Raw genomic sequence first — 13,771 nt, forward strand, 5'->3', positions numbered from 1 at the left:
AAAGGCTAACCAAGCAGCTATAAAAGCTTCATAATTGTGACTTATATCGCAATTAATCATAGTCGTTAGACGCTAATCAATCGGATTTATACGCAATAACAGCCAATACCAACCGCCGCAAAAGCCGGTCCTTCACTCCAGTTACTGTCGTTAACCCCAAACAGCTCAATATCTTGGCTGCCGACCCATCGTATTTCTTAGGACTTACTAAAAGCGTTAGACCTTTCCACCATGTTAGGCTTGAAAGTGTTTTTAAGGCCTTTGCGGCGCGTAATTCATCGCTACTGAAATCACAACCAAAAGGATAACTGGGCAGCATATCGCGGCTTCTTGCCCACGCCACATCACGACTAATGCGCTCCGGCGTGTTGTCGCTAAACGCAGTAGGAAACTGATAGTCAGCAGCGAGTTTACCGGACGCTTTCGCACTGCGAAGCAAAGCTCGCTGAAATCGAGAGTCAGTAATATTTATGAGCGCTTGAATCACTTCGGCATCACTTTTGGAACGTAAATCAGCAATACCGTATTCGGTAATCACAATATCGCGCAAATGCCGTGGGATAGTGCAACTGCCATAATTTTCAACGATATTCGAAACAACTTTACCGCCTTGCATTCGCGTTGATCGAATCATTAAGATCGACCGCCCCTCGGCCAACTGATGCGCCATAGCAACAAAGTTATACTGACCACCTACGCCTGACACCACCTGCCCAGACGCCAATGTATCGGAAGCCACTGCGCCCTGCAGACTGACATTTAAGCCGGTGTTTATGAAGCGCGCGCGACGTCGCTGCGCTTGATATAAGCGTGGATTGAAATCCAGCTGATTTATTTTTTCAACACCGCACATTGCCAACTTACCGCGATTTGCCGCACTCAGCTCGCGCAGGCCGCGATAAAACGCCTCGCTACCTAAGAAAAACCCACCGTGCAAAACTTTACCGTTACGCAAACTGTCGCCTAGGCATTTCTCTGCAATAAAACGCTGGCTCTCAGGATTCGCCATATTCGCCGAGGCCGACTCCCCATCGGCAGCAATGATATAGCCCTCACAATAATGGCATTGTTCATTAAAATAACCGTGGTATTGCAAGGTATCGAAATCTTTACCACGCAACTCTCTAACCCCGAGATCGGCCATTGCGGAAATCGTTTTTGCATCAATGGATTGCGGCTGACAAACTCCGTCATTAATCAAAATCTGCAAAGCCCAAAAATCATAGACCTCTCGCTTTAAAATACCGCTGCCAAAAAGATGCCAGAAGCCTTCAACAAACATTTCAGTGGCGCCGTATAAACCCTCAACGAATTCGCTCAGGCCTCCGTACTGCCCAATCAAATTCGACCAGTGCTTATCGATATTGAATCGGCTAAGCAAAGCCCGGTAGTCAGTATTACGGCTGTGTCGCAGCTGCAAGCCATGAACAATGGCATCACTCATGGCGCCAATACCAAGCTGCAGAGTTCCGCCATCGGCGACCAAACAACTCGCGTGTAAACCTATTGCATAATCGCTGGCTGAAACGGGTGGCAATTTTGGCATGGTAAACAAACCATGATGCTGAACATTGGTGTCGAGCACAAAGTCGTATTGCGAGCCCCTTACCTCTGCATCGCCATACATATAGGGCAAATCTGGGTGGACCACAGCAACACTGACAAAGTCACGCCCTAGTTCAGTAAGACGCTGTACCACCTCCGCAGAGGTATCCGGATTGCAACTCATGCTTAGCCGCTGACTATCCGCGGGATCGCGGGCCACCAGCTGCATAACAAGATTACAGCCTTGGGCAACAACGTCCCGTGCAGCATGGGTGTAATTCGAGCTGGTGTAATTCTGTTGAGCCGCAGCATTTTTTAGACGGCTTCCAGGTTTAAAATAAAACTCGCGAACACGAATATTTGCGGGCAAACGCTCTTCCCTGACGGCTGTCGCATAACCTGCTTCGGTGTAATTTGCGTAGAGCCGGTCGAACACAGGGTTAAGTAGGCGACCTCGGATTGGATGTTTTTCACGGGGACGCTCAAGGCTAAGCGCGGTAAGAATCGTCAAGGAAATACTGGGGTCTTGGCATGCACGATCATATATGGCATTTACCAGCTCTATGGGTTTACCCAAGCCTAAGGGCAAGGCCATCACCAAGGTTTTACCAAGCCGTGCAATAATCGCGTCTATGCACGCCTCACGGCTAACTTGATTTAACTCGACATCGCTGCCACTGGAATTTTGCATAGTTACCCAAACCCATTTCGCTATGTTTACCGCGACGCGGCCAATCGTCTATAGCGCAGATCAAATTCCGCCTGACTAGCGCCCATGATATAAACTTGCTGTTTGCGGCAGCATACGCAAAAAATGGCGTATCAGGGCAATATTAATGCAAGAATTATCGCTACAGTATTACCGACCTACATTTACAAACGGCGATAGCAGGCCACGCCTACCTAGATTAGCTTCGCCGACTGAACTAAAACCATATTAGGATTCGACAATAGTATGCCAATGCTCAATGACCCACTAGAGTTGCCCTGTGGAGTAATACTCCCCAATCGCCTATTAAAATCGGCGATGACCGAAGGTCTGGCCAATGTGAACGATCAAGCAACGCCGCGGCTGTCGACGCTCTATCGGCGTTGGGCTGAAGGCGGCACCGGAACCTTGGTTACTGGCAACGTGATGGTCGACCGCCGTTTTTTGGAGCGCCCCGGCAATGTGGTGATTGATGGCAATGGTGGCGAAGCAGCCTTAAACGACTGGGCTGCAGCGGGAACCTCCGCAAACAACCAATTGTGGATGCAGATCAATCATCCAGGACGCCAGTGCCAACGTCAGGTATCTGCCCAGCCACTTGCGCCATCGGACGTTGGCATTGATCTTATCGGCATGTTTGGCAGACCCAAGCCAATGACCGAGATTGATATTCGGCAAACAATTAACAGCTACGCCAAAGTTGCATCTACCGCCAAGGCCGCTGGCTTTACCGGCGTACAAATACATGCGGCCCACGGCTACCTAATCAGCCAATTCCTGTCCCCGCTGGCCAATACACGGAGCGATCAATGGGGCGGTTCTCTTGAGAATCGCGCGCGTTTTTTACTGGAAACCGTTTCTGCAGTGCGCGAAGCCGTTGGCCCGCGCTTTGCGATTTCGGTCAAGCTAAACTCGGCTGACTTTTCTAAAGGTGGCTTTAGTCACGAAGACAGCTTACAGGTCGCCCAATGGCTGTCGGACGCCAAAATTGATTTACTCGAGGTTTCTGGTGGCACCTACGAAAAACTCGCGCTCATGGGCGACGAAAACGACAGTGAACGCGCCGACACCAGCCAGCATCGCGAAGCGTATTTTTTGAAATATGCCGAAGGAATACGCCAAGTTACCAGTATTCCCTTAGCGATAACCGGTGGTTTTCGCAGCCACGCGGCTATGCAGCAAGCACTCGACAGTGGCGCGCTCGATGTTGTCGGCATAGGTCGGCCACTGTGTTCGCAGGCCAATATTCGCCCGCTACTCACAGGCGAACAAGCGAGCCTGCCAAGCTGGGAAAAAGAGCTGCGCCTTGGTCCCGGCTGGCTTGGACCCAATAGCGCCAATCAGAAAATTCGCACGCTCAACTTTGGCGCGGCCACGCAATGGTATTACCGCCAGATCATCGATTTAGCCGAGAGCCGGGAGCCAAATACCCACACTGGTTTACTCCGAGTAATGCTCAAGCACATGTTGGCAGAACGACGCATGGCGACCCGACGCGCTAAAACGCTCAGAAAAAGCTAAGCACTGTCGAAATGTGAGGTCGCCTTTTCTACGTTCAGGAGTCTAGGCGCCAATCAAAATCCATTTGTTTGGCTGTTTTTACAGCCAACTCGCGGCTGCGTAAGCGCGACACCAAGTACAGGCTCATATCGATTCCCGCAGAAATTCCCGCAGAACTCAGCACCGGGCCACAGTCAATCCAACGTGGTCCTGCACAAACATCGAGGGCGGGAAACTGCTACTTTAAATCATCGAGGTCTTCCCAGTAGGTGGTGACGCGATGATCGGTTATCACTCCCGCCGCCGCCAAAAGAAAAACCGCAGTGCAAACCGAGGAGGTACTCTGCGCGCAAATTAACTGGCCGGCAATCCATGCCAATACCGCAGACTTCGTCATTTCTGCTTCGTGCACGCCACCGACAATAATCAGCACATCAAAGCGCGGATAATCGGCAAAACTGCAGTGGGGTAGAATTTGCAAGCCGCCACTTGTATCAAGCGGCCCAGGCAACTCACTCACTAGCAAAACAGAGAACTCATCACCCGGCTCGCAGAGCCGGCTTGCCGTTGAAAAACTTCATAGGGCCTAGCGAAGTCCAAAACCTCAGCACTGCGGTATACATAAATCCCAATATTCATATGGAATCTCTTTCTCTAGTGCAGCCGGTCTAGGCACAATGAAACATTAAGGCCCGTTAAGCATTATCCGTGTTGCCAATTGAATTTCACGTAAGAAACCCACTAGCGCCCCAATCAAGCAAGCCATTGCCAATACAAATAGACCCGCCACCAGCAAGCTGCTATTCCAAGCCAACACAGCGCTGATAAACAACATTGCGATAACAACACAGACCAATAGCGCACTGGTTGTGCTGTAGCCGATTGAGCGATGAACCACTCGAGCACGGCGAGTCAGCATAGCTAACTCCTCGTGGACACCCGCAGTGCGCTCGTCTGGCAGGTTCTCTAAACGTCGATGTAAGGTCCGGCTACGATCTATAATCCGCGCTAAGCGATTAGTCAATACATTGAGAATGGCACCAATACCCGCAAGTAAAAACACCGGTGCGACCGCCTGCTGGATCGCGTGGGTAATGGTGATAACTTCGATCTCTACTGCCATGAAGGTCCTTATTTACACGAGTAGTTAAAATCACATATTCAAAAAAACTTGTTCACCTTCGCACTCAACCATGAAGGTCGTCAGCGCTTGAGGTAATTTTCCGAGGGCGATTAGCTTATGTGTCCAGCCCGGCATTGGCATACCGATAAAAGCATTTGTCCAATCGATATTCTCGCCGCTTAACAAATTAAAACTAGAGCCATGAAACGGGCAAGTCACTGCACCATCACAAATTTTACCCTTTGCCAGTGGCAGCCCAAGGTGCGGGCAGCGGTTTTCTACCGCACAAACCTGACCGTTGACCTTGGTTAATAGTACTTTGCTGCCACCGAGGGTTTTCGTTAAAAATTTCCCCTCTTCAACTTCATCAAGATTTGCCGCGAAGATTCTTTCCATTTTCATATACTCTCGATTAACCCAAAAGGCGGCGTTGCAATACCAACGCCACGTAAAAGTGACTACAACAAAGGCAAGGCGGTTTTACTCACAGGAGACTTCATTACAAAGCTGGAGTGTACCCCTGTGACGCCATCAATTCGAGTGATCTTATTTAATAGCAGTGCCTGAAAACCGTCCATGTCGGCAACAATCACTTTAAGTAAATAGTCGGCCGCCTGACCGGTAATTAGGTGGCATTCTAAGACCTCAGCACACTCGCCAACATGACGTTCAAAGTTTTCAAAACGCTCCGGCGTGTGTCGGTCCATACTGATATGAATAAAGGCCATAAGATTCAATCCCAAGGCCCTCGCATTGAGCAAGGCCCGGTAGCCCGCCAATAAGCCGCTTTCTTCTAATCTGCGCACCCGACGCAAACACGGTGACGGAGACAAACCAATGCGGTCTGCCAACTCTTGGTTGCTGAGGCGGCCGTCTTCCTGCAAAGCATCCAAAATACGCTTATCATAATTATCTAACTTCACAAATAAATCACCTATTCGACATCTATTAGCATAATATTCCACCATTAAACTTAAACAAGCAATTTATGCGCATTTTAATTCTATTTTCCAGCTAAGTTCGCAATCCCCTGCTACAGCCATATCCCTATACTGGGAACCATGGAGTTACCGCTCCGCAAACATCGTTAGTCAGACAGCAACACCCCGCTGCTTGAACACGCGACCAAGCTCTTTCACAACGAGAGCCAGTGAAAACGCCCGGTATCGCCGGGCTTCACCACCTAAATGCATTAGCACCCATTTAAGCTCAAGGAAGCGAATTCTGCCATGACCGACTTTAATCACAGCAAATACCGCGCGACGCCCGCCATCGCGATGCCCGACCGCCAGTGGCCAAACAACCGTATTAACCATGCGCCGCAGTGGTGTTCGGTTGATCTCCGCGACGGCAACCAAGCCCTTGTCGAACCCATGACGGTTGAACAAAAATTGCGGATGTGGGATTTGCTGATCAAACTCGGATTCACTCAGATTGAAGTGGGCTTTCCCGCTGCGTCCCAACCCGATTTCGACTTTGTGCGCGCGCTGATCGATGGCGATCGGATTCCGGACAACGTTACTGTACAAGTACTAACACAAGCGCGAGAAGCGCTTATTGCCCGCAGCTACGAAGCGCTCAAAGGCGCAAAAAAGGCGATAATCCACGTTTACAATTCCACCAGTCCAGTGCAGCGCGAGCGCGTATTTGGCCTGGACAAAGATGGGATAAAAGCCATTGCCGTGCAGGGCGCGCGCTGGGTTAAAGAATATGCAGAAAGGAACCCAGAAACTGCTTGGTCCTTCCAGTATTCACCCGAAAGCTTCAGTAGCACCGAGATCGAGTACGCGGTAGAAATCAGCGACGCGGTTATTGCTGAGTGGCGCGATACTGGCGCGCCCATCATCATCAATTTACCCGCCACCGTCGAGTGCGCCAGCCCCAATGTGTTTGCCGATCAAGTGGAGTGGTTTTGCCGACACACCCAATACCGCAGCGATATTACCGTCTCGGTTCACACCCACAACGACCGCGGCTGTGGCGTTGCCGCCGGTGAACTGGCCGTTATGGCGGGTGCGGACCGTGTTGAAGGTACGCTGCTGGGGAATGGCGAGCGCACCGGCAATATGGACATTGTGACCATGGCCATGAACCTGTACAGCCAAGGCGTAGACCCTGAGCTCAATTTGGCCGATATGGACGAAATTATTGCCGTTGTTGAACACTGCACGGCAATACCACTGCACCCACGCCACCCCTATGCAGGCGAATTCGTGTTTACTGCTTTTTCTGGTAGTCACCAGGACGCGATTCGTAAGTGCTTAGCTAAGCAGGGCGAGGATGAGCATTGGCAGGTTGCTTATCTACCAATAGACCCGGCTGACCTCGGGCGCAGCTACGAAGCGGTAATTCGCATTAACAGCCAGTCAGGCAAAGGCGGCGTGAGCTGGGTACTGGAAAACGATTACGGCCTGCAACTGCCCCGCTGGCTGCAAATTGATGCGAGCCGCGCGGTGCAAGCCAAGGCCGAAGAAATTGCCGGTGAAGTGAGCGCCGCACAAATTTGGACGCTGTTTGACGAACACTATCTGCAGGCGGCGCGACGTACCGAACTGAGCAATTTTACGATCAGCCAAAACAACGCCGAAAACCAAGGCCAAGATCAACTCAGCCTCAGTTTCCATCACAACGATGAAGAAATTAGCCTACAAGGCCATGGTGACGGCGCCATAAGCGCCCTCGTTAATGCCTGGCAACAGGAGTTTGGCGATAAAGTTGAAATACTCGACTACCGCGAACACGCACTAGCAACCGGCACCGCCTCACAAGCTATAGCCTATGTTCACCTGTCGATCAACAACCAGCGCTACATCGGCGTAGCCATGCACCGCGATGTAATCACAGCGTCATTGCAAGCGGTACTGAGCGCAGCCAGTCAGGCGGTGGTGCAAGTCAGGAAGGTGGGATAGAAATTGTGTCGGGTGTCTGACGTTTGGCGTCGGACACCCTGCGCCAGACGCCAAAAACTTAATTCGCTTTTTGGTACAACATGGTAATCAAGTCGGCTTCAGAGCTAGAGATACCACAGCGCTGAGCTAGCTCTTCGGCGCTGAGACCTTGGTCCGCTAGACCAATCGCCTGCTGGTAAAAGCGGACATCTTTTTTATCAGTGTTTTGGCGTTCTTGGCGTATACCAATCATTTCTAAATATTCTTCTAAGGCAGTAACTCGCTCACCTAGCAAGCTCATTGCGGAATTCTGTTGTTCAATTTTTTTCTCGAGCAAGGCAATTTTTTCGTCGGCAGTTGGGATATGTGGGCCGTCTTCTTGGTGTGCACGTCGCGACTTTAGTGCGAATAATAATAGCCCTACGCCAACAACGCTGAGCAATAAACCCAGCAGTGATGCCTCGCCTAGGCTATTAAACCAATTGCCAATGAGCGACGGTAACTGATTACTAGTCTCCATAGTATTTACTCCGCACGCTTAGCTCGCCGTCCAATCAGTCAGTCGACTTTTTAAGCGCACAATCGCCTGACTGTGAATCTGACATACCCGCGATTCACTGACTTCCATCACCTCGCCAACTTCTTTGAGGTTTAAGCCGCTGTCGTAATAAAGGGCCATGACCAACTTTTCTCGCTCTGGCAAGCTGTTAATGTGACTCGCTAGAGCGTGTTGAAAATCATCTTCCAATACATTTTCTAAGGGGGCGTAGCGATCATCACCACCGCCAATATCGGCTGGCTCCTGCTCGCCATCACCCAATTGCTCTAAGCTAAATAAGCGCACTGAACTAGTATCACGCAATAGCTCGTGATATTCGGAGAGGGAAACCCCCATTTCGGCGGCGATATCAGCACTACCTGCTTCACGGCCCAAACGCGACTCAGTGCGCCGCACTGCTTCGGATACTTCACGAAGCTGCCGGGTGACCGAGCGCGGTGCCCAACCACTCTGCCGCATTTGATCGATCATCGCACCACGAATTCGAATACTGGCGTAGGTTTCAAAACTAGCACCTTTATCCGCTTGATAATTGCTGCCCGCTTCAAGGAGACCGATCATGCCCGCTTGAATTAAATCGTCTACCTCAACGCTGGCCGGCAAACGACTCACCAAATGATAGGCAATTCGCTTGACCAAAGGCGCATGTCGACTCACCAGCTCTTCGCGGCTGCCGTTTTGCACATCAAGGTAAGCGGCGTGACCGTTCACATTTCGACTCCGGCAGCTGTGTTTTCTGCGCTGTCGGCGCTAAACATGCGGTCAACAAAGAATTCAATATTGCCACTTGGGCCAGATGGCCCTTCCCACTTATCAACCGTTTCTGCCAACTTGCGGAACGCCAGCGACGATTCAGCCCCAGGGTACAAATCACTTACGGCCATTTGCCGCGAATCGGCTTTGATCAAATAAGGGTCGCGGGGGATAAAACCGGCAAATTCTAGACTTACATCTAAAAAGCGCTGAGCGACTTCATTGAGCCGCTCAAAACCATCACGCGCTTGGTCGTGACTGTCGACCATATTACGAAGCACTTTAAAACGACGAATTCCCGCATCGCGGTTCATTACTTTAATCAATGCATAAGCGTCAGCCATGGAAGTGAGTTCATCCGTTACCACAACCATTACATACTGACTGGCCCGGCAAAAGGTCACCACGCTGTCGGAGATGCCTGCAGCCGTATCAACAATTAAAACGTCGTAATCGTCTTTTAATTCACTGAGCGAGCGCACAATTGCTGCGTGTTGATCGGTGCCCAAGTCCGCCATTTTTTGGACGCCCGACGCGGCTGGAATAATGGTGATTCCCACCGGCCCGGGAACGAGAATATCTTGTATCGCGCACTTTCCATCCAATACATGAGACAAATTCCATTTTGGTCGTAAGCCCAGCATGATATCTACGTTCGCCAAGCCAAGATCAGCGTCCATCAACAGTACACGACGACCACGCCGTGCCAGCTGGCAAGCAAGATTAACCGAGACATTGGTTTTACCCACCCCGCCTTTGCCGCTGCTTACTGCTATTACTTTTACTGCGCTCATCTAGTTATCATTCTCCGTTAATCAACTTCGCAGCATATTCTAGGCTCAGGCGCCCAAAAATGCTCTACGCATATGCACGCACTCAATCTGGAAATCTCCACCCGAACTTCAGCCCAGTCACACTCGTATATTCAGGCCGCCGCTTACCTTCGCTGGTGGCGGCGCCATAGTCTGCTGTGCAGCCTGCGTCACCGCTGGCTGAGGAGCAATTTCTGGCCCACGCTTAAGTTCAAATGCACGGGCCATGCGCACTGCCATATTCACCAGTTTAGCAGCATCTGCAGCAGACAGATTTTGCGGTACTTTAGGGCCGTTAGCACACCATGCCACAGGCAAACGATGCTGGATTAAATTGGAGATCACTCCGCCCAAGCGCATGGCTTCGTCGATGCGTGTTACAACCGCCCCTTGGGGCGCCAGTGGCGCATAGGCGTCAATAATCTCACTCTGGACATAGGCCTCCGCGTCGGCTGGCACCGTAATAAACACCTGCACATCCTGCATCGCCGCCGTTAATTGCTGCAATTCGCTAATGCCACGACTATCTCGAAAAGACATACCAGCGGTATCGATTAGTACCAGTTTCTTCTTACGTAAGATACGGTAGGTTTTCACCGCTTCTTCTAGGTCGACCGCAGTGTGCACCGGTATCTGTAAAATTCGGCCATAGGCCCGCAATTGCTCTTGAGCCCCGACTCTAGCTACATCGGTTGTCAGTATAGCAATACCATCGCGGCCGTGATTCAGTACATGCTGGGCGGCAATCTTTGCAATAGTGGTGGTTTTCCCCGCGCCCTGTGGGCCAACAAGACAAACCGCACCTGAGGTCGGCGGCGTCATAACCGGCAATTGTTTAATAAGCAACATTTTGAGCATTTCACGCTGCAGCGATTCACTCTCGTCACTGGGTATCTCGGCACTGAGACGCCGCCCCAAGCTAGGATCGAGATCTAAACTTGCTAAAAAGGTATTCAGCTCTAGCTGTTCCGGCGCTTTAAAACTCGCCTGCTGCCAGTTGTGACCCTTGAGCTGATCCATTAGCATCGATTTCATTGAGGACAGTTCTTGCTTGAGCGTTAGCATTTCGTCTTGCTGCGACCACGCTAGCTGCGGACTTTGGCCCTGCACCGGTGTTTGTGTTAACTGACCTACTGCGCGTGTATTGTCACTAACGCCAAGATTTTGGCGTTCACTGGCGAGCTCCGCCGCCGCTTCAGCATTTTTCTTCTGCCGGTCTAACAGTGCATCTAAAGCCGTGCGTTCACGGCGTGGCGCTGAAGCCGGCGAAAACTGTTGTGTAATTTGTCTGGCCATTTGCTGCGCCGCAGATTCCGTCACTGCGATTTCCGCCTGCGCACCAACTGGCTCAGCGCTGTCGTCGAGGCTAACCACCACCTCGACACCACCATCAATAGTATGAAAATCCAGAATCACCGCATCGGGGCCGTGAGCAGCCCGCACTAAGCGCATGGCTTGCTGGCTGTCGGCAGCACGATATTTCTTAACTTGCATACTCATTCTCCTACAGCTCGCGCCTTAAGCTAATCGCGCTTGCTGACCAATGGTAGATAGTAAACGCACCTGCTTACTATCGGGTACTTCGTTATATGACAACACCGATAAGCCAGGCACGCTGCGCCGAGTAAAGCGCGACAACCATGCCCGTATTGACGGTGACACCAGCACTACCGCAGGTTGACCAGATAATTCCTGACGATGACTAAAATCGGCCAATTCATTTTGTAGTCGCTCTGCAATTCCAGGCTCCAAACCGACCGCGCCAGAACTGCCTCTAAGCATATCTTGCAACAACTGTTCCAGATCAGCGTCGAGTGCGGAAACTGGTAATTCGTCATCTAAGCCATTGATTTCCTGAACAATCATTCGACCCAAAGCAACCCGCACCCCCTCCAATAATTCGTCAGGATTTTTGCTACGCGGCGCTTGCTCCGCCAAACTTTCGGCGATCATACGTATGCTGCGTATAGAAACCCCCTCTTTAAGCAGATTTTGCAGAACCCTAACCACAATACTGAGAGGCAATTGTTTGGGCACCACGTTCTCCACCAAGCGTGGATCCGTTTTCGCTAAACGATCTAAGAGCTGCTGAACTTCCTCGTGACCCAATAGCTCATGAGCGTGCTGCTTGATCACTTGGCTCAGGTGCGTGGCGATTACAGTACAGGGATCAACCACCGTATAACCCATGGTTTGCGCCTGGTCTCGCTGGCTAGAGTCAATCCAGATTGCGTCCATACCAAAGGCGGGATCTTTCGTGGTAGCACCGCGCAGGCCTGGTTGCGCGCCACCGGGATTAATTGCCAAGTCTTTGCCGACCTGAATATCGCCTTGGGCGATCGTGTCGCCCAGCAACTGAATGCGGTAACTACCAGGAGATAACTCCAAATTATCGCGGATATGCACCGGCTGGATCAGAAAACCTAAATCCTTAGAAAGCTTCTTGCGCACGCCGGTAATTCGGCCAATTAATTCACCACCCTGATTGCGATCAACCAAGGGGATAAGGCGGTAGCCAACCTCAAGGCTAACGACATCCATGTGCGTCACTTCGTCCCAGCTCAACTCACTGGGTTCACGTGGTGCGGTGGCCACGTCTTCACTCGACTCTTCGGCTGCAACAAGTTCATGCGAGGTCTTTTTCTTGTGCTGCAACCACCAACCGCTGCCGCCACAGGCCGCTGCTAACATCAAAAACACCAAATTTGGCATGCCGGGAATAATCCCGATTAAGCCCAGCAGGGTAGCAGAGAGATACAGCACATTTGGGTTGGCGAACATCTGACTTGCCATCTGCTCGCCCATATTCTGGGGACGAGAGATACGGGTAACGATAATCGCCACCGCCGTCGACAACAGCAACGATGGCAGCTGCGCCACCAAACCGTCACCTATCGTCAACAAAGTGTAATTATGCATGGCCTGATCAAAGCTCAATCCATGCTGGCTCATGCCCACGCCCAAACCACCAATGACGTTGATAAACAAAATCATGATGCCGGCGACCGCGTCACCGCGCACAAACTTACTGGCACCGTCCATCGAACCGTAGAAATCGGCCTCGGTACGCACTTCTTCGCGACGACGGCTGGCCTCTTCCTGATTCAGTAGACCTGCATTCAAATCAGAGTCGATCGCCATTTGCTTGCCGGGCATGGCGTCCAAGGTGAATCGAGCAGTTACTTCAGATACCCGGCCTGCACCCTTGGTCACCACCACAAAGTTAATGACAACCAAGATAATGAACACCACGATACCAACAACGTAATTGCCGCCGATAACAAACTCGCCAAAGGACTCAATAACCTTACCCGCGGCGCCAGGACCGGTATGTCCCTCAAGCAATACCACGCGAGTTGAAGCCACATTCAAAGACAAGCGCAGCAAGGTAGCCAACAGCAATACCGTGGGGAAAACCGAGAAATCGATGGGTCGTTCGACGTAAATAACCGCCAAAATAATGATCAGCGACAAGGCAATATTGAAGGTAAACAGCAAATCCAGAAGAAACGGCGGCATCGGGATAACCAACATCCCCAAGCACGCAATGAGCATGACCAACACGCCGACGCCACTACTGGCGACCTTTTCCATCCAGCCGTTCGTTGCTATTGTCTGTGTTGCTGCTGCCATACCCACTCTCTTCTAAGATGGATTTTTCGGCGCGCAAAAGCGCCAAAATTTCGTCGTTACCGAGAGTAATTGCAACAACAGGGCCAACTTGCTGTGGAGCAGCATGCTTAATGGGAGACGGGAGACGCATAAGCGAGATTTCCGCATTCGCGAAGCCTTGCTTTTGATTTAGCGTCTTCCGTCTCCCGTCACGCATTCAGCGCAGGGCTTATGATGCCAATCCCCCCCGCACTCCGCCTTATTCAGGGA

13 protein-coding genes are annotated in these 13,771 nt (G+C 51.2%); 2 read left to right on the forward strand and 11 right to left on the reverse strand.

What is annotated here, in order from left to right; genetic code table 11:
• Positions 1-76 precede the first annotated feature (76 nt).
• On the reverse strand, positions 77-2,236 hold the full coding sequence (locus tag ABD836_RS06175) for an acetyl-CoA hydrolase/transferase C-terminal domain-containing protein (protein WP_344933482.1): 2,160 nt from the start codon (positions 2,234-2,236) through the stop codon (positions 77-79).
• A gap of 264 nt (positions 2,237-2,500) precedes the next feature.
• Here ABD836_RS06175 and ABD836_RS06180 point away from each other — a divergent pair, with 264 nt between their 5' ends.
• On the forward strand, positions 2,501-3,775 hold the full coding sequence (locus tag ABD836_RS06180) for an NADH:flavin oxidoreductase/NADH oxidase family protein (protein WP_344933485.1): 1,275 nt from the start codon (positions 2,501-2,503) through the stop codon (positions 3,773-3,775).
• 217 nt (positions 3,776-3,992) lie between these two features.
• On the opposite strand, the gene ABD836_RS06185 is transcribed toward ABD836_RS06180, so the two are convergent.
• From ABD836_RS06185 to ABD836_RS06200, 4 genes are all read right to left on the reverse strand, one after another.
• Positions 3,993-4,274 (reverse strand): DJ-1/PfpI family protein, encoded by a 282-nt coding sequence (locus ABD836_RS06185; RefSeq protein WP_344933488.1) that lies wholly within the window; start codon positions 4,272-4,274, stop codon positions 3,993-3,995.
• Positions 4,275-4,439: 165 nt separating this feature from the next.
• Positions 4,440-4,877, reverse strand: a complete 438-nt coding sequence (locus tag ABD836_RS06190) for a DUF2721 domain-containing protein (RefSeq protein WP_344933491.1) — start codon at positions 4,875-4,877, stop codon at positions 4,440-4,442.
• Positions 4,878-4,907: 30 nt separating this feature from the next.
• Positions 4,908-5,279 carry a Rieske (2Fe-2S) protein gene (locus ABD836_RS06195; protein WP_344933494.1) on the reverse strand — a complete coding sequence of 124 codons (372 nt, stop codon included), beginning with the start codon at positions 5,277-5,279 and terminating at the stop codon, positions 4,908-4,910.
• A 56-nt stretch (positions 5,280-5,335) separates the two neighbouring features.
• On the reverse strand, positions 5,336-5,800 hold the full coding sequence (locus ABD836_RS06200) for an Lrp/AsnC family transcriptional regulator (protein ID WP_425583011.1): 465 nt from the start codon (positions 5,798-5,800) through the stop codon (positions 5,336-5,338).
• Between the two features lie 306 nt (positions 5,801-6,106).
• Between ABD836_RS06200 and leuA the strand changes: the two genes are divergently transcribed.
• Positions 6,107-7,786, forward strand: a complete 1,680-nt coding sequence (gene leuA, locus ABD836_RS06205) for a 2-isopropylmalate synthase (protein WP_344933496.1) — start codon at positions 6,107-6,109, stop codon at positions 7,784-7,786.
• 58 nt (positions 7,787-7,844) lie between these two features.
• Here leuA and ABD836_RS06210 read toward each other — a convergent pair whose 3' ends face one another.
• The 6 genes from ABD836_RS06210 to ABD836_RS06235 all read right to left on the reverse strand — a co-directional run bounded on the left by ABD836_RS06210 (position 7,845) and on the right by ABD836_RS06235 (position 13,652).
• On the reverse strand, positions 7,845-8,285 hold the full coding sequence (locus tag ABD836_RS06210; RefSeq protein WP_344933499.1) for a DUF2802 domain-containing protein: 441 nt from the start codon (positions 8,283-8,285) through the stop codon (positions 7,845-7,847).
• A gap of 18 nt (positions 8,286-8,303) precedes the next feature.
• Complete coding sequence (locus ABD836_RS06215; protein WP_344933501.1) at positions 8,304-9,035, reverse strand: RNA polymerase sigma factor FliA; 732 nt, start codon at positions 9,033-9,035, stop codon at positions 8,304-8,306.
• Positions 9,032-9,871: a MinD/ParA family protein gene (locus tag ABD836_RS06220; protein WP_344933504.1), complete on the reverse strand. Its 840-nt coding sequence runs from the start codon at positions 9,869-9,871 to the stop codon at positions 9,032-9,034. The genes ABD836_RS06215 and ABD836_RS06220 overlap by 4 nt, the downstream gene beginning before the upstream one ends.
• 117 nt (positions 9,872-9,988) lie before the next feature.
• On the reverse strand, positions 9,989-11,383 hold the full coding sequence (gene flhF / locus ABD836_RS06225) for a flagellar biosynthesis GTPase FlhF (protein ID WP_344933507.1): 1,395 nt from the start codon (positions 11,381-11,383) through the stop codon (positions 9,989-9,991).
• Between the two features lie 24 nt (positions 11,384-11,407).
• On the reverse strand, positions 11,408-13,522 hold the full coding sequence (gene flhA / locus ABD836_RS06230) for a flagellar biosynthesis protein FlhA (RefSeq protein ID WP_344933509.1): 2,115 nt from the start codon (positions 13,520-13,522) through the stop codon (positions 11,408-11,410).
• Positions 13,464-13,652 carry a hypothetical protein gene (locus ABD836_RS06235; RefSeq protein WP_344933511.1) on the reverse strand — a complete coding sequence of 63 codons (189 nt, stop codon included), beginning with the start codon at positions 13,650-13,652 and terminating at the stop codon, positions 13,464-13,466. Before ABD836_RS06235 ends, flhA begins: the two co-directional genes overlap by 59 nt.
• Positions 13,653-13,771 lie beyond the last annotated feature (119 nt).

This window comes from Zhongshania borealis (assembly GCF_039539625.1).
Lineage (GTDB): Bacteria > Pseudomonadota > Gammaproteobacteria > Pseudomonadales > Spongiibacteraceae > Spongiibacter > Spongiibacter borealis.

What these genes read in the sequence shown, in the direction of transcription:
- ABD836_RS06210 (WP_344933499.1), bottom strand. Translation starts at nt 8,285, where the DNA reads ATGGAGACTAGTAATCAGTTACCGTCGCTCATTGGCAATTGGTTTAAT.
- ABD836_RS06175 (WP_344933482.1), bottom strand. Translation starts at nt 2,236, where the DNA reads ATGCAAAATTCCAGTGGCAGCGATGTCGAGTTAAATCAAGTTAGCCGT.
- flhA (WP_344933509.1), bottom strand. Translation starts at nt 13,522, where the DNA reads ATGGCAGCAGCAACACAGACAATAGCAACGAACGGCTGGATGGAAAAG.
- ABD836_RS06220 (WP_344933504.1), bottom strand. Translation starts at nt 9,871, where the DNA reads ATGAGCGCAGTAAAAGTAATAGCAGTAAGCAGCGGCAAAGGCGGGGTG.
- ABD836_RS06235 (WP_344933511.1), bottom strand. Translation starts at nt 13,652, where the DNA reads ATGCGTCTCCCGTCTCCCATTAAGCATGCTGCTCCACAGCAAGTTGGC.
- leuA (WP_344933496.1), top strand. Translation starts at nt 6,107, where the DNA reads ATGACCGACTTTAATCACAGCAAATACCGCGCGACGCCCGCCATCGCG.
- ABD836_RS06180 (WP_344933485.1), top strand. Translation starts at nt 2,501, where the DNA reads ATGCCAATGCTCAATGACCCACTAGAGTTGCCCTGTGGAGTAATACTC.
- ABD836_RS06195 (WP_344933494.1), bottom strand. Translation starts at nt 5,279, where the DNA reads ATGAAAATGGAAAGAATCTTCGCGGCAAATCTTGATGAAGTTGAAGAG.
- flhF (WP_344933507.1), bottom strand. Translation starts at nt 11,383, where the DNA reads ATGCAAGTTAAGAAATATCGTGCTGCCGACAGCCAGCAAGCCATGCGC.
- ABD836_RS06190 (WP_344933491.1), bottom strand. Translation starts at nt 4,877, where the DNA reads ATGGCAGTAGAGATCGAAGTTATCACCATTACCCACGCGATCCAGCAG.